The organism is Kitasatospora sp. NBC_01560 (genome assembly GCF_045208415.1).
Taxonomy (GTDB): domain Bacteria; phylum Actinomycetota; class Actinomycetes; order Streptomycetales; family Streptomycetaceae; genus Kitasatospora.
Window position 1 is genome coordinate 2,897,655 of record NZ_CP109364.1, and the last position, 18,856, is coordinate 2,916,510.

10 protein-coding genes are annotated in these 18,856 nt (G+C 73.9%); 4 read left to right on the plus strand and 6 right to left on the minus strand.

Annotation, left to right across the window (positions count from 1 at the left end; genetic code table 11):
* Nucleotides 1-29 precede the first annotated feature (29 nt).
* Entirely contained in the window at nucleotides 30-3,323 is a 3,294-nt protein-coding gene (locus tag OH807_RS12395; protein WP_406197581.1) for an AAA family ATPase, read from the minus strand.
* 585 nt (nucleotides 3,324-3,908) lie between these two features.
* Here OH807_RS12395 and OH807_RS12400 point away from each other — a divergent pair.
* The 3 genes from OH807_RS12400 (at nucleotide 3,909) to OH807_RS12410 (ending at nucleotide 7,542) form a co-directional block, all read left to right on the plus strand.
* Nucleotides 3,909-4,580 (plus strand): LuxR C-terminal-related transcriptional regulator, encoded by a 672-nt coding sequence (locus OH807_RS12400; RefSeq protein ID WP_406210934.1) that lies wholly within the window; start codon nucleotides 3,909-3,911, stop codon nucleotides 4,578-4,580.
* Between the two features lie 424 nt (nucleotides 4,581-5,004).
* Nucleotides 5,005-6,834, plus strand: a complete 1,830-nt coding sequence (locus OH807_RS12405; RefSeq protein ID WP_406197584.1) for a bifunctional metallophosphatase/5'-nucleotidase — start codon at nucleotides 5,005-5,007, stop codon at nucleotides 6,832-6,834.
* Between the two features lie 135 nt (nucleotides 6,835-6,969).
* The gene (locus OH807_RS12410; RefSeq protein WP_406197586.1) at nucleotides 6,970-7,542 is read left to right on the plus strand and encodes a Uma2 family endonuclease; all 573 of its coding nucleotides are present in this window, start codon (nucleotides 6,970-6,972) and stop codon (nucleotides 7,540-7,542) included.
* A 51-nt stretch (nucleotides 7,543-7,593) separates the two neighbouring features.
* Here the strand turns inward: OH807_RS12410 and OH807_RS12415 are convergent, their stop codons facing one another.
* From OH807_RS12415 to OH807_RS12425, 3 genes are all read right to left on the minus strand, one after another.
* On the minus strand, nucleotides 7,594-9,051 hold the full coding sequence (locus OH807_RS12415) for an aldehyde dehydrogenase family protein (protein ID WP_406197588.1): 1,458 nt from the start codon (nucleotides 9,049-9,051) through the stop codon (nucleotides 7,594-7,596).
* An 80-nt stretch (nucleotides 9,052-9,131) separates the two neighbouring features.
* Nucleotides 9,132-9,998 (minus strand): helix-turn-helix domain-containing protein, encoded by an 867-nt coding sequence (locus OH807_RS12420; protein WP_406197590.1) that lies wholly within the window; start codon nucleotides 9,996-9,998, stop codon nucleotides 9,132-9,134.
* A gap of 79 nt (nucleotides 9,999-10,077) precedes the next feature.
* Nucleotides 10,078-11,328: an MFS transporter gene (locus OH807_RS12425; RefSeq protein ID WP_406197592.1), complete on the minus strand. Its 1,251-nt coding sequence runs from the start codon at nucleotides 11,326-11,328 to the stop codon at nucleotides 10,078-10,080.
* Between the two features lie 128 nt (nucleotides 11,329-11,456).
* Here OH807_RS12425 and OH807_RS12430 point away from each other — a divergent pair, with 128 nt between their 5' ends.
* Nucleotides 11,457-12,431, plus strand: a complete 975-nt coding sequence (locus OH807_RS12430; protein WP_406197594.1) for a helix-turn-helix domain-containing protein — start codon at nucleotides 11,457-11,459, stop codon at nucleotides 12,429-12,431.
* 245 nt (nucleotides 12,432-12,676) lie between these two features.
* On the opposite strand, the gene OH807_RS12435 is transcribed toward OH807_RS12430, so the two are convergent.
* Entirely contained in the window at nucleotides 12,677-14,137 is a 1,461-nt protein-coding gene (locus OH807_RS12435) for a glutamate synthase subunit beta (RefSeq protein WP_406197596.1), read from the minus strand.
* The gene (gltB, locus tag OH807_RS12440; protein ID WP_406210937.1) at nucleotides 14,130-18,734 is read right to left on the minus strand and encodes a glutamate synthase large subunit; all 4,605 of its coding nucleotides are present in this window, start codon (nucleotides 18,732-18,734) and stop codon (nucleotides 14,130-14,132) included. The genes OH807_RS12435 and gltB overlap by 8 nt, the downstream gene beginning before the upstream one ends.
* Nucleotides 18,735-18,856: the final 122 nt, after the last annotated feature.

Below are 18,856 nucleotides of genomic sequence, written 5' to 3' on the forward strand. Positions count from 1 at the left end.
CCGGGGCCCCGGCCGGCCGGCCCGTCGGGTCAGCCGGCCAGGGCTCCGGTCAGTTCGGCCCGGCGGCGGACGCCGAGCTTGCGGAAGCTGTTGGTGAGGTGGGTCTCGACCGTCCGCAGGGCCAGGTGCAGGGTCGCGGCGATCTCGCCGTTGGAGTGCCCGGCCGCGGCCATCCGGCAGATCCGCAGTTCGCTGTCGGTGAGCGCCTCGGCCCCGGCGTGCTCGCCGCGGCCGAGGCGGGCCCCGCAGGCCCGCAGGGACTCGACGGCGACGGTGCGCAGCCGGACGGCGCCGAGGCGTTCGGCCCGCCCCGCGGCCTCGCGCAGGGCGCGGCGGGCGGCGCCGCGGCGGCCGCTGTCGGCGAGCAGGCGTCCGTAGGTGATGAGGGCGGGGATCAGTTCGGGCTCCACCTCGGCGCCGCGCAGGAGCTCGACGGCCTCGCCGGCGAGGTCGAGGCCGTGCCGGCCGCCGGTGGCGGCGGCGAGGGCGCGCAGGGCGCGGCCGACGGTGCGCGGGGTGCCCCAGACGCGGGCGAGGCGGAGTTCCTCCTCGGCGAGGGCGACGGCGGGGCCGGGTTCGCCGAGCAGGGTGTGGCAGTCGGCGGCGGCGGAGCGCCAGGGGGTGACGATCGGGCTGCGGACCTGTCGTTCGTCCTGGCGGCGTCCGCATTCGAGCAGGTCGGCGAGGGCGGCGGCGGGCTCGCCGGTGGCGAGCCGGAGCATGCCGCGGGCGTACAGGTACTCGTTCCACTCCCAGGAGCCCTGGGCCCGGTCGGCGGCGACGGCGCGGACGAGGCCGTGGGCCTGCCAGTAGCGGCCGGTTTCGACGAGGGCGAGGATCGCCTGGGCGGCCAGGTGGGCGTTCTGCTGGCCGAGGAGTCCGGCGAAGCGGGTGCGGGCGGCCTCGGTGCCGGCTTCGGCCCCGGGGGCGGTCTCGGCGAGAGTCCCGGTCGCGTCACCGGGGGCGTCACCGGGAGCGGGACGGGCGGAGGCAGGGCGTGCCGGGGCGGTGGCCGCGTCGGCGGGGGCGTCGTCCTCGGGCACGCCGCCGCACCACCAGGAGCGCACCGACCGGTCAGGCCGGTCGGCACGCTCGCCCCGGTCGCGCCGCTCGGCGGGCTCGCCGGGCTCTCCACCGGCCCGCCCGCGCGTCCCGGAGCGGGCGCCGGAGCGCTGTCCGGGCTGCGGCCGGGCGGCCGGTGAGGGGCCGGTGAGGGCGAAGTCGTCCAGCAGGGCCTGGTACTCCCCCCGCATGATCCGGGATTCGGCCCGGACGCTGAGCAGGCACTGGTAGCCCGGCTCCAGGGACGGCCCCCGGTACGCGGCGAGGCCGCGTTCGACCATGTCGTCGGCGTCGGTGAGCAGGTCGGCCCACTGGGCGAGGGTGGCCGCGGAGACCAGCACGTAGGAGCGGCAGAACGGGTCGGCGGGGGCGTCGAGGAGTTCCCGGATCCGGCCGGCCACCTCGTCGGCGGAGAGCACGCCGCTGGTCGAGTCGAACTCGGTGAGCAGCGCGTAGGCGGGCGGGGCGAGGCGCTGGGTGCTGCGGGCGGCGAACCGCCGGACGCCCTCGACCACCTGGAGCCAGCTCCGGCCGTCGTGGGCGGCGATGAGGGCCGCGGCGGCCTGGACGGCGTGGGCGAGGTCGTCGCGGTCGGTGAAGCGCTCGGCCAGCTCCTCCATGAGCTCCAGCGCCGCTTGGGTGTCGCCGCGGGCGGCGAGGACGGCGCCGAGGGTGTTGGCGGTGCGGAAGACGCCCTCGTCGGACTGCTGGAGGTCGACGGCCTCGGCGAGGTGGCGGACGCCGGCGGTGCGCTCGTCCGGGCCGAGCGTCACCTCGAGGCTCCCGAGCTCGGTGAGCACCAGGCCGCGCCGGCGGTCGCCGAGCGGCTCGGCGAGGACGCGGCGCAGCAGCGCGACGGCGTCGGCCGGGCGGTCGGTGTCGGCGGCCTTGCGGGCGGCGCTGCGCAGGGTGTCGGCGGCCCAGCGCGGGCCGGGGGCGGGGGTGAGGAGGAGGTGTCCGGCGACGCGTTCGTCGGGGGCGCCGGCCCGGTGCAGGAAGCCGGCGGCGGTGCGGTGGACGTGGGCCCGGTGGCCGGGCTCGTGGCCGCTGAGGACGGCGTCGGCCAGCAGGGGGTGGGCGAAGCGGGGCCAGCGGCCGGGGCCGGGGTCGTCGAGGAAGGCCTGGGCCGTGAGGTCGGCGAGCCAGCCGGTGAGCTGGTCGGCGTCGGCGCCGGCGAGTTCGGCGAGCAGCGGGGCGGGGTCGCAGTCGCCGCTGCCGGTGCCGGTGCCGATGCCAAGCAGGGGTGCGGTGCGGGCGGTGGGGTGCTCCTGCATGCGGGCGAGGGCGCGGGCGGCGAGCGGGGCGCGGTCGCCGCCGCCGCGCAGCCATTCCTCGACGGCTTCGGAGAAGGCCCCGCCGGGCAGCCGGGTGCAGTGCTCGGGCAGGTCGGTCAGGTCGGCCGGCCAGGTGCGGCCGGCCTCCCCGGACCGTCCGGGAAGGTCCGGGAGGTCCGCGAAGCCGGCGAGGCCGGGCAGGTCGGGCGCGTCGGGCGCGTCGGGTACGTCGGGGTGGCGGCGCAGGTCGGCGAGGAGGGCGGTGAGCAGCAGCGGGTTGCCGCCGGTGGCGCGGACGCAGTCGGCGACCAGGGCGCTGGGCGTGCCGGGGCCGAGCCGGCGGGCGGCGAGGAGGGCGGCGGCGGGGGTGTCGAGCGGGCCGAGCCGGACGGTTTCGGCGAGGCCGGGGGGCAGGCCGCGGCCGAACCGGGCGGGTGCCGTGCCGAGGGCGGCCTGCCGGCGTTCGGTGGCGAGCAGCAGGACGGGCAGCCGGTCGGTGCGGCGGGCGACCTGGAGCAGCCAGTCGCGGGAGGCCCGGTCGGCGTGCTGGATGTCGTCGACGGCGAGCAGGACGGGGTTGTGGGCGGCGTGCAGGCGCAGCAGGGCCCAGAGGTCCTCGCCGGCCTCGGCGGCGCGGCCGGCGGGGTCGGGGCAGGCGGCGGGGTCGGGGCAGGCGGCGGGGCCGGTGTCGAAGAGCTGGCGGGCGGCGGCGTACGGGGTGGTGGCCTCGTCGGCGGCGCAGCGGGCCCACAGGACGGTGGTGCCGTCGGCGGCGACGCGGCGGGCGGCCTCGGCGAGCAGGGCGCTGCGGCCGGTGCCGGCCGGGCCGGTGAGCAGCAGGACGCCGCCGGCGCCGGCCCGGGCGCGGCCGGCGAGTGCGGCGATCCGCCGGAGGTGGGGGTCGCGGGCGGTGAGGTGTACGGGCGCGGGTGCAGGCGCGGGCACGGGGGTGGCCTGTCGCGGTCTGCGGATCCTGACGGTGTTCATCTGCTTCCCCTCCCCGAGGTTCCCTTCCGGCGGGACCGGTCGGGCACTCTTGGCCGTCATAGGGGGAAACGGCTTGACGCCGCATCAGCGCCTGGACTAATTCTGTGATCCTCGTCGCATTCGGCCGGGGCGGGGCCTCCGGCCCGCGTCCCGGGGCCGCGGCCGGCCCCCGTCCGTCCGCCCGGCCCGCCGTACGGCGTCTGCACGGCACCTTACCTCCGGGCCGTCGGCGGGGCGGCGGCGCGCCGCCGTGCCGGTGGGGCCGCGGTCTCGTGGTGGGCGGTCCGGTCTCGTGGTCGGTGTCCGGCCCGATCTCGTGGTGGACCACGATGGCCGCGGCGGGCTGCGGCGGGAACCATGGGACGCAGCGGGGGCATCGCCGCCCCGGCCGTTCCACCGTGCGGCCCTCGTCCGCCGGGTTCATGCACCGCCCCGCGCGGCATGCCGGCAGTCCGGACGCCGGGCCGGGTAACCCAGGAGGGGGCCAGCTTGACTGTCCTGCACACCGATCACGACCGCCACGGCACGGCCCGACGGGTGCCCTCGGCGACGACGTTGCCGCGTACCGTTCCCGCGCAGCGCCCCGTGCCCGCCCGCCACACCGTTCCGTCCGCCGCGGCCCCGACCGGCGGCGGCCGGACGAGTGTGGTGGTGCGGGCCGCGGATCCGATCTCGCGGGCCGGTGCGGAGGCGCAGTTGCGTCGCCACCCGGGCCTGGAGCTGGCGGCGGAGGATGCGGCGGGGGCGCCGGGTGTCGTCACCGTGCTGCTCGCCGAGTCGGCGGACGCCGCCGTGGTGGCGACGCTGCGCCGGCTGGTGCGCGGCGCCGACCAGCGGGTGGTGCTGGTGGTCGAGCGGATGCGTGAGGCCGAGCTGCTGGAGGCGGTGGAGTGCGGCGTGGCCGCGATCCTCTGGCGCCGGGAGGCGACGGCCGAGCGGCTGGGCCGGGCGGTGCTCGCCGCGGCGCGCGGCGAGGGTGACCTGCCGGCCGATCTGCTGGGCCGGCTGATCACGCAGGTGGGCCGCTTGCAGCGCAGTGTCCAGGGGCAGCCCGGGCATGCGCCGTCGGGTCTGTCGGAGCGTGAGTCGGACGTGCTGCGGCTGGTCGCCGAGGGCTGGGACACCGGGGAGATCGCGGCCCGGCTGTCGTACTCGGAGCGGACGGTGAAGAACGTGCTGCACGGTCTGACGACCCGGCTGCAGTTGCGCAACCGGGCGCACGCCGTCGCCCATGCGGTGCGCGAGGGGTACATCTAGGAGAGGGCCTGGCCGGGCATCCCGGGAGGGGTCCGTCCGCCCGGGGCCGCGTTGCCCGAAGAAGCACGTCACCCGCCGCGGGGTTTGCGGCGGGTGACGTGCTTTCGGCGTGTTCCGGGGCGGGCCGGGGCGGGTCGGCGGCGGCCCGTCGGCGGCCCGGGGCGGCGGATCGGGAGCGGCCACGGGGCGGCGGACGGGGAGCGGCCGCGGGGAGCTGTGGGGGGAGCCGTGGGGCCCGTGGCGCCCCGCCCGTGCGCGTCACGAACGAGTCGCCAAGATCTCACCTGCCGGAAACGTCCGGGGGCTATCCATCGATCCGGTCGCGCGGCACACTTCTACGCGCGTACCTCTACGCGCGTCACCACCACCCCCGTCGACGCATCGTTGACGTTCCGTCCGCCGTCCCCACCCGGGAGAGTCGTCCATGCCCCTGAACCGCCGTGACTTCGTCACCCGGTCCGCCGCCACCGCCGCCGGTGCCGCCATCGCCGGTGGCGCCACGTTCGCCGCCGCCTCCCCCGCCGCGGCCGCGGGCCCGGACGACGCCCGCGCCAAGGGCAAGCCGGCCAAGAAGCAGGCCTTCACCGTCATGGGCACCACCGACCTGCACGGCCGGGTGCTCAACTGGGACTACTTCACCGACGCGGTCTACGCGGACAAGGCGCACAACGAGGTCGGCCTCGCCAAGATCTCCACGCTGGCCAAGCAGGTCCGCGAGGAGAAGGGCTGGGACCGCTGCCTGCTGATCGACGCCGGCGACACCATCCAGGGCACCCAGCTGACCTACTACTACGCCCGGGTCGACCCGATCGCCACCGAGGCGGACACCGCGCCCGAGCACCCGATGGCGCTCGCCATGAACACCATGGAGTACACCGCCGCGGCGCTCGGCAACCACGAGTTCAACTACGGCATCGACACCCTGCGCGCCTACGAGGAGCAGCTCGACTTCCCGCTGCTCGGCGCGAACGCGCTGAACGCCAAGAACGACAAGCCGGCCTTCCCGCCGTACGTCATCCGCAAGGTGAAGCTCGGCAGCGGCCCGGCGCTGAAGGTCGGCATCCTCGGCCTGACCAACCCGGGCATCGCGATCTGGGACAAGGCGAACGTCGCCGGAAAGATGACGTTCCCCGGCATCGTGGAGACCGCGAAGGTCTGGGTGCCGAAGCTGCGCGCCGCCGGCACCGACGTCGTCGTGGTCGCCTGCCACTCGGGCATGGACGAGGCCACCTCCTACGGCGACCAGCTGCCCTGGGCCGAGAACGCCTCGGTGGCGCTCGCCGAGCAGGTGCCCGGTATCGACGCCGTGCTGGTGGGCCACGCGCACAAGGAGATCCCGCAGCGCCTGGTCGTCAACAAGGAGACCGGGAAGACGGTCGTCCTCTCCGAGCCGCTCTGCTGGGGCCAGCGGCTGACCTGCTTCGACTTCGAGATGGAGTTCGACGGGGGCGCCTGGAAGGTCGCCTCGCTGTCCGCCCGGGTGCTGAACTCCAACACCGTCCCGGAGGACCCGGAGATCGTCGGCCTGATGACCGACCAGCACAAGAAGGTCGTCGCGTACGTCAACCAGGTGATCGGCACCGCGAAGACCGAGCTGTCGATCGCCGACGCGCCGTTCAAGGACGTGCCGATCATCGACCTGATCGGCCGCGTCCAGGCCGACGTGGTGAAGGCGGCGCTGGCCGGCGGCCAGTACGCCAAGCTGCCGGTGCTCGCCCAGGCCGCGCCGTTCAACCGCACCGCGCGGATCCCGGCCGGCGAGGTCAAGCTGCGCGACGCGGCCGGCCTGTACATCTACGAGAACACCCTGGAGGCCCGCATCCTGACGGGCGCCCAGCTCAAGGACTACCTGGAGTTCTCGGCCCGGTACTACAACCAGCTGGCCCCGGGCGCCCCGGTCGACCGCGCGACGCTGACCAACGCGCAGAACACCCCGGACTACAACTACGACTCGGTGTACGGCCTGAGCTACGACATCGACGTCGCGCAGCCGGCCGGCTCGCGCATCGTCAACCTCAGCTTCGAGGGCAAGCCGATCGACCTCGCCGCCCAGTTCGTGCTGGCCGTCAACAACTACCGGGCCAACGGCGGCGGCAACTTCCCGCACGTGGCCGCCGCCCCGAAGGTGTGGGCCAACTCGGACGAGATCCGCAACGCGATGATCGCCTGGGTGAAGGCCAGGGGCGTCATCGACCCGGCCGACTTCGCCGCCGAGTCCTGGCGCCTGGTCCGCGCCGGCCAGCCGGTGTTCTGAACCCGCTGAGCCCACCCGGCCGCAGCTCCGGTGGCCCCGGCCCGTCCCCGCGACGGCCCGGGGCCACCGCCTTTCCCGGGCGCGGCCCGCCCGCGCTCCCGGCGCCCGCCGCCCGCACGGTGGGAGGATGGCGGCATGACCGGGTCCCGCATCCCCGAACGGCATGCTCAGCTGGTGGCCTACGCGCAGAGTCTCACCCCGCCGGCCGACTGGAAGGCCGAGGTGTCGGGCGACGAGATCATCGTGATGGCCGGCCCGTCGGTGATCCACCAACGCAACCTGCTGATCGTCCGCGAGCAGTTCGACGCGCACCGCCCGGCGGACCTGATGCCGAGCGAGAACACCGACCTGGCGTCGCCGAACGTCGGCAAGCTGCGCAATCCGGACCTCACCTACATCCCGATCGCCACGGTCGAACTCGGCGGGAACGAGGTGCCCGCGGAGCTGGCGGCCGTCGCGGTCGAGATCGTCTCACCGTCCAACCCGGAGAACGACCTGGTCGGCAAGGTCCGGGACCACCCGCTGATGCACATTCCGCTGTACCTGGTGATCGACCCGCGCGAGGGCGGGCTCGTCCTGTACTCCGAGCCCGACGGCGGCACCTACCGTCGGCAGTGGGCAGGAAGCTTCGGGGACGAGGTGCCGGTCCCGGTCCCCTTTTCCTTCGGCCTCGCCACGGACCGGCTGCTCCGCTACCCGGCCGGCTGAGGCGCCGGCCGGCGGGGCCCCGCGTGCGACGGGCCCGGCCGGCCGCGAGGCTCAGAACGGGAAGCGGCTGCGCCCGTGCTGGACGGAGATCCACTTCACCGTGGTGAAGGCGTCGACCGTGGAGTCGCCGTTGAGCCGGCCCACACCCGAGTTCTTCTCGCCGCCGAAGGGCACGATCGGCTCGTCGGCGATGGTGCCGTCGTTGACGTGGATCATGCCGGTCTCGATCCGCTGCGCCACCCGCACGCCGCGCTCGACGTCCGCGGTGTGGACGGCGCCGCTGAGGCCGAACGGGGTGTCGTTGGCGAGCCGGACGGCCTCGTCCTCGCCGTCGAAGGGCACCACCAGGACGACGGGGCCGAAGAGTTCGCGCTGCAGGATCGGGGCGCCCGCCGGCAGGTCGCCGAGCACGACCGGGTCCATCAGGCTGCCGTTGGTCCCGCCGCGGAGCAGCGCGGTGGCGCCGGAGGCGACGGCCTGGTCGACCTGGGCGGTGATGGCGTCGGCCTGGACCTGGTTGATCAGCGGGCCGATCTGGGTGGCCGGGTCCTTGGGGTCGCCGACCCGCAGGCCGGCGATCTTGGCGACGAACTTCTCGGTGAACTCGGCCTGGACGCTGCGGTCCACGAGCACCCGGTTGGCGGCCATGCAGACCTGGCCCTGGTGCGCGAAGCGGCTGAACACGGCGGCATCCACCGCGTAGTCGAGGTCGGCGTCCTCCAGCACGATCAGCGCGCTGTTGCCGCCGAGTTCGAGCACCGTCCGCTTGAAGTGCGAGGCGGCGACGGTCGCGACGTGCCGGCCGATCTTGTCGGAGCCGGTGAAGGAGATGACCTTCGGCACCGGGTGCTCGATGAACGCGTCGCCGATCTCGGCGATGTCGGTGACCACCACGTTGAGCAGGCCGGGCGGCAGGCCCGCCTCTTCGAAGATCCTGGCGATCAGGGTGCCGCCGACCACCGGGGTCTCCTGGTGCGGCTTGAGCACGACGCCGTTGCCGAGCGCCAGGGCCGGGGCGACGGCCTTGAGCGACAGGAACAGCGGGAAGTTGAACGGGCTGATCACGCCGACCACGCCGACCGGGAGGCGGTAGAGGCGGTTCTCCTTGCCCTCGACCGGCGAGGGCAGCAGCCGGCCCTCGGGGCGGATCGCCAGCTGCATCGACTCGCGCAGCATGTCCCGGGTGAGGGAGAGTTCGAAGCCGGCCTTGAGCGCGGTGCCGCCGAGCTCGGTCATGATCGCCTCGGTGATCTCCTGCTCGCGCTCCTCCACGATCCGCAGCGCGCGCTCGAAGACCAGCCGGCGGGCGTACGGGCTGGTGGCGGCCCACTCCTTCTGGGCCCGCTCGGCCGCCCGGTAGGCCCGGTCGACCTCCTCGACGGTGGCGACGGTGATGGTGGCCAGCTTGTCACCGGTGTAGGGGTCGACGTCGACGATGTCCCAGGAGCCGCTGCCGGCCCGCCACTCGCCGTCGATGTACTGCAGCGCCAGCTCGGAAAGGTACGACATCTGAACCCTCTCATGCCGATTCGGGAGGGCTCGCGAGCCATCCTCGATCAGATCTGATCGAGGCTCATGGTACTTATGCTTCAGAGCTCTTGGCGTACGGAGCGAAGAAGTTCCCGTGTCCGCTCGGGGCCGAGCCCGTCCGAGGCCAGGCCGTCCATCGCACCGGCGTACTCGGCCACCTCGGCGGGCTTGTCCAGGTACAGCGCGGTGGTGAACTGCTCCAGGTAGACGACGTCGGCGAGTTCCGGCTCGGCGAAGCTGAGCACCGAGAAGGCGCCGCCCTCCGCCCGCAGCCCGCCGAACCCGAGCGGCATCACCTGGAGCACCACGTTGGGCAGGTCGGTCAGCTCCAGCAGCCGGTCGATCTGCGCCCGCATCAGCTCCGGCCCGCCCCAGGGGCGGCGCAGCGCGGCCTCGTCCAGGACGGCGAGCAGCCGCGGCGCCCGCTCGGCGGTGAGCACCTGCTGGCGCTTCAGCCGGACCTCGACCCGCCGCTCGACCTCCTCCGCCTCGGTGACGTGCCCGCCGTGCGTGATCACCGCCCGCGCGTAGTCGGCGGTCTGCAGCAGCCCGTGCACGAACTGGACCTCGTAGCTGCGGATGCGGGAGGCGGCCTCCTCCAGCCCGAGGTAGGTCTGGAACCAGCCGGGCAGCACGTCGCCGTACGCGTGCCACCAGGACGTCGCGTTGGCGTCGCGGACCAGCCCGAGCACGGAGGCGCGCTCCTGCTCGGCCTCCACCCCGTACAGGGTGAGCAGGTCGGCGACGTCGCGCTCCTTGAAGCCGACCCGGCCGAGCTCCATCCGGCTGATCTTGGACTCGGAGGCGCGGATCGAGTAGCCGGCCTCCTCCCGGCTGACGCCCCGGGCCTCCCGCAGCCTGCGCAGCTGGGAGCCCAGCAGCAGGCGCCGCACCGTGGCACCGCCGCCCGCCTGAGTCATGCTCATCCCGTCAACCTCCGCACCTCGCGCAGCCCCCCGGCCGTCGGCCGCAGTCTGCCACTTGGCACCGACAAACAACAGTCCGTCAGCGCAGGCGTTCCAGCCGCAGCAGCCCGGGCACCGCGGCCAGGCTCAGCACCAGGAGGAACAGCCAGGGCCAGGCGGCGCCGCGGCCGAGCAGCAGGGTGAGCAGGGCGGGGGCGACGGCCTGGCCGAGGTTCCAGGAGAGCTGGTAGACGGCGAGGTAGCGGCCGCGCCGGTCCGGGTCGGCCAGCGAGACGCTGAGCTCCTCGGCGTAGGGGGTGGCGACGGTCTCGGCGAGGTTGTAGACGGCCATCGCCGCGAACAGGCCGGCCGGCACGATCCAGCCGGGGGCGGCGGCGAGCAGGGCGAAGAGGCCGAAGGAGAGGGCGTTCAGCAGCGCCCCGGCGGCGACCACCCGCGTCGGGCGGAAGCGCTCCAGCCGGCGGGCCACCGCGTTCTGGGTCAGCACCACCTGGACGCCGTTGAGCACGAGCAGCGTGCCGGCCAGCCAGGCGTCGCGGTGCAGGCCCTCGGTGAGGTAGACGGCGAGCAGCATGCTGATGATCATCGAGCCGAAGACGAAGGCGAGGTGGACGACGACCAGCAACAGGTACCGCCGGTCCCGCAGCACCGCCCGGTAGCCGCCGCCCGCGCGCCCCGCTCCCGGCGCCGCCCCGCCCGGCCGCGGAGCCGGGCGGGCGGGCTCGGCGGCCAGTGGCCGCCAGGAGGCCAGCAGGCCCGTCGCGAGCGCGTAGCTGGCCGCGTTGAGCACCACCAGCACCCGCAGCCCGCCCGTCCCGGCACCGGCCACCAGGACGGCCCCCAGCGCCCCTCCCAGCCCCATCCCGGTGTTGCGCAGCGTCTGCACCAGGGCGAACCAGCGGGTCCGTTCCCCCTCCGCCGAGGCGAGCACCACCAGGCCGGTGCTGGAGGTCCAGTAGCCGACGTGGCCGATCTGGGCGAGCAGGCAGACCAGCACGATCTGCCAGGCCTGCCCGGCGAGCAGGAAGCCGCCGTACGCGAGCGCGGAGAGCGCGTTGCCGCAGGCCGCCACCGTCCGGGCGCCGTACCGGTCGATCAGCGGGCCGACCACGATCGCGGTGGGCAGGGCGAGCAGCCGGGCGGTGGAGACGGCGGCGCCGATGGCGGCCAGGCCCAGGCCGGTGGTGCGGGCGAAGTAGACGAGGGTGAAGGCGAGGATCAGCCCGGTGCCGAGGCTGTCCACGAGGTGGGCGCCGATCAGGCGGTTCCGGCCGGTGGTCCGCGGGAGGCCGAGCCGGTCGCGGAGCGGGGTGGGTGTGGCGGTGGTCATGGACCGAGCCTCCCGGCGGTGGGATGCTGCGCCCAGAGATTCCACCATGATCGAATCCTGGCAGGGCGCGGTTCGCCCGCCGGCCGGGCGCCGGCCCTCCCGCACCGGCGACACCCCCGGAGACACCCGTGCTCACCTTGGACTTCTCGGCCCAGGACCTCGCCGCCACCCGCTTCGCCTGCTCGCGGGTGGTCGAGGTGGTGATGAGCATCCAGGTGCTCAAGGATCCGGGCGCCAAGGCCGTCCACCTGCCGTGGGTGCGCCGGGCCCGCGAGCGGCTGGCGGCCGACCGCGTCCGGTACGAGCTGCTGTCGCAGCTGGTGCCGATGCCGGCCTGGCACCTGCCGCAGTTCCTGACCGCCCTGCCCGCCGCCACCGCGCCCGGCATCGAGGCCGAGCTCGCCGCGCTGACGGCCACCCCGCCGGCCGCCGTCCGGGCCGAACTGGACCTCGTCGGGCGGCCGTTGCCGCCACTGGTGGCCGCGCTGTACGCCGATCCGGAGCCGGGGCTGGAGCGGCTGGCCGGCGAGGTCCGGGCGTACTGGTCGGCGGTCGTGGAGCCGTACTGGGGGCGGATCGTGCGGCTGGTGGAGGGCGAGGTGCTGTACCGGGCGCGGCGGATGGCCGCCGACGGCCCGGCGGCGCTGTTCGACGGCCTGCACCCGAAGGTGCGCTGGCAGGACGGCCGGATGACGGTGGCGCAGCGCCGGTACGAGATCGAGCGGCGGCTGGACGGCGGCCGCGGGCTGGTGCTGGTGCCGTCGGTGTTCGTCTGGCCGGGCATGGTCTGGCAGGTGGAGCCGGAGGGGCAGCCCGGTCTGGTCTATCCGCCGCGCGGGGTGGCCACGCTCTGGGAGACGGCCGGGGCCACCGCGCCGGAGGGGCTGGCCGCGGTCCTGGGCCGCACCCGGGCCCGGCTGCTGGCGGAGCTGGAGTCGCCGGCCTCGACCACCGAGCTGGCCGCCCGGACGGGCGGCTCGGCGGCGAACGTCTCGCACCACCTCACCGCCCTGCACGGTGCCGGTCTGCTGGCCCGCCATCGCACCGGGCGCACGGTGCTCTACGCCCGCACGGAGGCGGCCGAACTGCTGCTCCGCGGCTGAGCGGGCCCGGCCCCGGCCCGGGCGTGGAACGGCCCGACACGGAACGGCCCGGGCGGGCCCCGGCCCGGAACGCGGAACGGCGCCCGCCCTCCACTGGTCGGGGAGAGGGCAGGCGCCTGGGTACCGCGTGGGCCCGGCGACGCTGGCGGGGGCAGCGGCTCGTACTCCCGGCAATGCGGTGCCGGGCGTTCTGGGGTCCGCCCGGTCCGCCGGCGGGAGTGGCCGCCGGCGGACCGGGCGGTGCGTCAGACCACCAGCGGGCGGTCCGTGGGGCGGATCGGGGCGGGCAGCGGGGTCTTGCCGCCGAGGTACTTGTCGACCGCCGCGGCGGCCGAGCGGCCCTCCGCGATGGCCCACACGATCAGCGACTGGCCGCGGCCTGCGTCACCGCAGACGTACACGCCGTCCACGTTGGTGGCGAACCGGGCGTCCCGCGCCACGTTGCCGCGGGCGTCCAGCTCGACGCCGAGCTGCTCGACCAGGCCGTTGCGGACGTCCGTGCCGGTGAAGCCCATGGCCAGGGTGACCAGCTGCGCCGGGATGGACCGCTCGGTGCCGGGCACCGGCTCGAACCGGCCGTCCTTGAACTCCACCTCGACGAGGTGCAGCTCCTGGACGTTGCCGTCCTCGTCCCCGGTGAAGTGGGTGGTGTTGACCGCGTAGACCCGCTCGCCACCCTCCTCGTGGGCCGAGGTGACCTTGTAGGTCATCGGCATGGTCGGCCACGGCTGGTTGCCGGGGCGGTCGTCGCCCGGCCGCGGCATGATCTCCAGCTGGGTGACCGAGGCCGCGCCCTGGCGCAGTGCGGTGCCGAGGCAGTCGGCGCCGGTGTCGCCGCCGCCGATGACGACGACGTGCTTGCCCTTGGCGCTGATCGGGGAGTCGACGAAGTCGCCCTCCTGCACCTTGTTGGCCAGCGGCAGGTACTCCATGGCCTGGTGGATGCCCTTGAACTCGCGTCCGGGCACCGGCAGGTCGCGGGCGGTGGTGGCGCCGGCGGCGACGACGACGGCGTCGAAGCGCTCGCGCAGCTGCTGGCCGGTGATGTCCTCGCCGACGTGCACGCCGGTGCGGAACCGGGTGCCCTCCGCGCGCATCTGCTCGATGCGGCGGTTGATGTGGCGCTTCTCCATCTTGAACTCGGGGATGCCGTAGCGCAGCAGGCCGCCGACGCGGTCGGCGCGCTCGTACACCACCACGGTGTGCCCGGCCCGGGTGAGCTGCTGGGCGACGGCCAGGCCGGCCGGGCCGGAGCCGACCACCGCGACGGTCTTGCCGGAGAGCCGCTCCGGGATCTGCGGCAGCACGCCGCCGCGGTCCCAGGCCTTGTCGATGATGGTGACCTCGACGTTCTTGATGGTCACCGCGTCCTGGTTGATGCCGAGGACGCACGCCGACTCGCACGGGGCCGGGCAGAGCCGCCCGGTGAACTCCGGGAAGTTGTTGGTGGCGTGCAGCCGCTCGATCGCCCCGGTGAAGTCGTCCCGGTAGGCCAGGTCGTTCCACTCGGGGATGAGGTTCCCGAGCGGGCAGCCGTTGTGGCAGAACGGGATGCCGCAGTCCATGCAGCGGCCGGCCTGCTTGGTGATGATCGGCAGGAGGCTGCGCTCGACGTAGACCTCGTTCCAGTCCCGCAGACGGACGTCCACGGGCCGGCGCTCGGCCAGCTGCTTGCCGGTGGTCAGGAAGCCCTTGGGGTCAGCCACGTGCCGCCTCCATCATCTTGCGAGTGGTCTCGGCCTCGGAGAGGCCGTCGCGCTCAGCGGCGTCCTTGGCGGCGAGCACAGCCTTGTAATCGGTCGGCATGATCTTGGAGAAGCGGGAGACACCGCTGCCCCAGTCGGCCAGGAGCTCGGCGGCGACGGTGGAGCCGGTCTCCTCGTAGTGCTGCTGCACGGTCTCGCGCAGCCACTCCCGGTCGGCGGCGGTCGGGGCCTCGATGCCCACCATGCCGTCGTTGACGTTGGCGGGGCGCAGGTCCAGCACGTAGGCGATGCCGCCGGACATGCCCGCCGCCAGGTTGCGGCCGGTCTCCCCGAGGACGACCACCCGGCCGCCGGTCATGTACTCCAGGGCGTGGTCGCCCACGCCCTCGACGACCAGGGTGGCGCCGGAGTTGCGGACGGCGAAGCGCTCGCCGGCCTTGCCGCGCAGGTGGACGCGGCCGCCGGTGGCGCCGTAGCCGATGGTGTTGCCGGCGATCACGTGGTTCTGCGCGTCGGCGCCGATCGCGGCGGCGTCGCGGGCCGGGCGGACGATGACGACACCGCCGGAGAGGCCCTTGCCGACGTAGTCGTTGGCGTCGCCCTCCAGGCGCAGCGTGACGCCCTTGGGGACGAACGCGCCGAACGACTGGCCGGCGGAGCCGGTGAAGGTGACGTCGATGGTGCCCTCGGGCAGGCCCTCGCCGCGGTACCGCTTGGTCACCTCGTGGCCGAGCATGGTGCCGACCGTGCGGTTGACGTTGCGGATCGGCAGCTGGATGCGGACGGCGTCGCCGCGCACCAGGGCGTCCTGGGCGAGGTCGATCAGCTGGTTGTCCAGGGCCTTGTCGAGCGCGTGGTCCTGCGTGGTGGTGCAGTGCAGGGCCGCGCCCTCGGGCAGCTCGGGGACGTGGAAGAGCGGGGCCAGGTCGAGCCCGGCGGCCTTCCAGTGCGTGATCGCGGCCTGCGCGTTGATGTGCTCGGCGTGGCCGACGGCCTCCTCGATCGAGCGGAAGCCCAGCTCGGCCAGGATCTCCCGGACCTCCTCGGCGATGAACTCGAAGAAGTTGACCACGAACTCGGGCTTGCCGGAGAAGCGCTCGCGCAGCACCGGGTTCTGGGTGGCGACGCCGACCGGGCAGGTGTCCAGGTGGCAGACGCGCATCATGATGCAGCCGGAGACCACCAGCGGGGCGGTCGCGAAGCCGAACTCCTCGGCGCCCAGCAGGGCGGCGATGACGACGTCGCGGCCGGTCTTCAGCTGGCCGTCGGTCTGCACCACGATGCGGTCGCGCAGGCCGTTGAGCAGCAGGGTCTGCTGGGTCTCGGCGAGGCCGAGCTCCCAGGGGCCGCCCGCGTGCTTGAGCGAGGTCAGCGGGGAGGCGCCGGTGCCGCCGTCGTGGCCGGAGACCAGCACGACGTCCGCGTGCGCCTTGGAGACGCCCGCCGCGACCGTGCCGACGCCGACCTCGGAGACCAGCTTCACGTGGATGCGGGCCGCCGGGTTGGCGTTCTTGAGGTCGTGGATCAGCTGGGCGAGGTCCTCGATGGAGTAGATGTCGTGGTGCGGCGGCGGGGAGATCAGGCCGACGCCCGGGGTGGAGTGCCGGGTCTTGGCGACCCACGGGTAGACCTTGTGGCCGGGCAGCTGGCCGCCCTCGCCGGGCTTGGCGCCCTGGGCCATCTTGATCTGGATGTCGTCCGCGTTGACCAGGTACTCGGAGGTGACGCCGAACCGGCCGGAGGCGACCTGCTTGATCGCCGAGCGGCGCTCCGGGTCGTAGAGGCGGTCCGGGTCCTCGCCACCCTCACCGGTGTTGGACTTGCCGCCGAGGCGGTTCATCGCGATGGCCAGGGTCTCGTGCGCCTCGCGGGAGATCGAGCCGTACGACATGGCGCCGGTGGAGAAGCGCTTGACGATCTCGGAGACCGGCTCGACCTCGTCGACGGGGACCGGCGTGCGGCCGAGCCCGTCGAGCCGGAACAGGCCGCGCAGCGTCATCAGCCGCTCGGACTGCTCGTTCACCCGGTCCGTGTACTGCTTGAAGATGTCGTACCGGCGGTTGCGGGTGGAGTGCTGCAGCCGGAAGACGGTGTCCGGGTCGAACAGGTGCGGCTCGCCCTCGCGGCGCCACTGGTACTCGCCGCCGATCTCCAGCGCGCGGTGCGCGGCGGGGATGCCGGAGGCCGGGTACGCCTTGGCGTGGCGGGCGGCCACCTCCTTGGCGATCTCGCCCAGGCCGATGCCGCCGAGCTTGGTGGTGGTGCCGGCGAAGTAGGCGCCGACCAGCTCCGGGGAGAGGCCGATCGCCTCGAAGACCTGCGCGCCGCGGTAGGAGGCGACGGTGGAGATGCCCATCTTGGACATCACCTTGAGCACGCCCTTGCCGAGCGCCTTGATCAGGTTCTTGATGGCCCGCTCGGGCTCGATGCCCTCGATGAAGACGCCCTGGGCGACGAGGTCCTCGACGGACTCCATGGCCAGGTACGGGTTGACCGCGCCGGCGCCGTAGCCGATCAGCAGCGCGACGTGGTGCACCTCGCGGACGTCACCGGCCTCGACCAGCAGCGACACCTGGGTGCGCTGCTTGGTGCGGATCAGGTGGTGGTGGATCGCGGAGGTCAGCAGCAGCGAGGGGATCGGGGCGTGCTCGGCGTCGGAGTGCCGGTCGGAGAGCACGACGATCCGGGCGCCGTCGGCGATCGCGGCGTCCGCCTCGGCGGCGATCTCGGCGAGCCGTGCGGCCAGGCCCTCGCCGCCGGCGGCGACCCTGTACAGGCCGGACAGGGTGACGGCCTTCAGGCCGGGCTGGTCGCCGTCGTGGTTGATGTGGACGAGCTTGGCCAGCTCGTCGTTGTCGATCACCGGGAAGGTGATGCCGACCGAGCGGCAGGACGCGGCCTCGGCGCCCAGCAGGTTGCCCTCGGGGCCGAGGTTGGACAGCAGCGAGGTGACGAGCTCCTCGCGGATGGCGTCCAGCGGCGGGTTGGTGACCTGCGCGAAGAGCTGCACGAAGTAGTCGAACAGCAGGCGCGGCTTCTCGGAGAGCGCGGCGATCGGGCTGTCGGTGCCCATCGAGCCGAGCGCCTCGCCGCCGGTCTTCGCCATCGGGGCGAGGATGACCCGCAGCTCCTCCTCGGTGTAGCCGAAGGTCTGCTGGCGGCGGGTGACCGAGGCGTGGGTGTGCGCGATGTGCTCGCGCTCGGGGAGCTTGGCGAGCTGGATCTGGCCGGCCGCGACCCACTCGGCGTAGGGGTGCTCGGAGGCCAGCGCGGACTTGATCTCCTCGTCCTCGACGATGCGGTGCTCCGCGGTGTCGATGAGGAACATCCGGCCGGGCTGCAGGCGGCCCTTCTTGGCGATCTTCTCCTGGTCGATGTCGAGCACGCCGACCTCGGAGGAGAGGACGACGAGGCCGTCCTCGGTGACCCAGTAGCGGGCCGGACGCAGGCCGTTGCGGTCCAGCACGGCGCCGATCTGGGTGCCGTCGGTGAAGGTGACGCAGGCCGGGCCGTCCCAGGGCTCCATCAGGTTGGAGTGGTACTGGTAGAACGCGCGGCGGGCCGGCTCCATGGTGGCGTGGTTCTCCCACGCCTCCGGGATCATCATCAGCACCGAGTGCGGCAGCGAGCGGCCGCCGAGGTGGAGCAGCTCCAGGACCTCGTCGAAGGAGGCCGAGTCGGAGTGGTCCGGGGTGCACACCGGGAAGATCCGGCTGAGGCCCTGGCCCTTGCTGTTGGCGGGGATCAGGTCGGTGGCGAGCTGGGACTCGCGCGCGGTCATCCAGTTCCGGTTGCCCTTGACCGTGTTGATCTCGCCGTTGTGCGCGACGAAGCGGTACGGGTGGGCGAGCGGCCAGCTCGGGAAGGTGTTGGTGGAGAAGCGCGAGTGCACCAGGCCGAGCGCGGAGGTGTAGAGCCGGTCCGACAGGTCGGGGAAGAAGGGCTCCAGCTGGCCGGTGGTCAGCATGCCCTTGTAGACGATGGTGCGCGCGGAGAGCGACGGGAAGTAGACACCGGCCTCGCGCTCGGAGCGCTTGCGGACGACGAAGGCGAGCCGGTCCAGCACGATGCCCTCGGCGCCGTTCTGCGCGCTCAGGAAGACGTGGCGGAAGCGCGGCATCACGCTGCGGGCCGTGGCGCCCAGCAGGTCCGGGGTGACGGGGACGTCGCGCCAGCCCAGGACGGTCAGGCCCTCCTCGGCGGCGATGGCCTCGATCTGCGCGACGGCGGCGGCGTCGGCCGCGTCCTCGTCGGGCAGGAAGGCGATGCCGACCGCGTAGGAGCCGGCGGCGGGCAGCTCGAAGGCGACCTGGGAGCGGAGGAATGCGTCCGGGATCTGCGTCAGGATGCCCGCGCCGTCACCGGAGTCCGGCTCGGCGCCGGTGGCGCCGCGGTGCTCCAGGTTGCGCAGGACGGTCAGCGCCTGCTCGACGATCTTGTGGTCGGCGATGCCCGTCAGCGTCGCGACGAAGCCGACGCCACAGGCGTCGTGCTCGTTCCTCGGGTCGTACAGGCCCTGAGCAGCAGGTCGCGCATCCGGAACGAGCGCGTACGGCGGGCGCGCGGCGCCGGCCTGGGGCTCGTTGGCGGAGTGCATGGATGCAGACAGCATCGGCTCTCCCGTCGTCGTCATTCGTTACCTCCCAGCAGAGGGCTGGGGGAGTTGGTGCAGTAGGGACGACGTTGGCCCTGATGCGATTTCGTGCAAGTTACATGATG

Coding starts and splice junctions, on each gene's coding strand:
- OH807_RS12405 (WP_406197584.1), top strand. CDS start 5,005: ATGCCCCTGAACCGCCGTGACTTCGTCACCCGGTCCGCCGCCACCGCC.
- OH807_RS12420 (WP_406197590.1), bottom strand. CDS start 9,998: ATGAGCATGACTCAGGCGGGCGGCGGTGCCACGGTGCGGCGCCTGCTG.
- OH807_RS12415 (WP_406197588.1), bottom strand. CDS start 9,051: ATGTCGTACCTTTCCGAGCTGGCGCTGCAGTACATCGACGGCGAGTGG.
- OH807_RS12425 (WP_406197592.1), bottom strand. CDS start 11,328: ATGACCACCGCCACACCCACCCCGCTCCGCGACCGGCTCGGCCTCCCG.
- gltB (WP_406210937.1), bottom strand. CDS start 18,734: ATGCACTCCGCCAACGAGCCCCAGGCCGGCGCCGCGCGCCCGCCGTAC.
- OH807_RS12410 (WP_406197586.1), top strand. CDS start 6,970: ATGACCGGGTCCCGCATCCCCGAACGGCATGCTCAGCTGGTGGCCTAC.
- OH807_RS12395 (WP_406197581.1), bottom strand. CDS start 3,323: ATGAACACCGTCAGGATCCGCAGACCGCGACAGGCCACCCCCGTGCCC.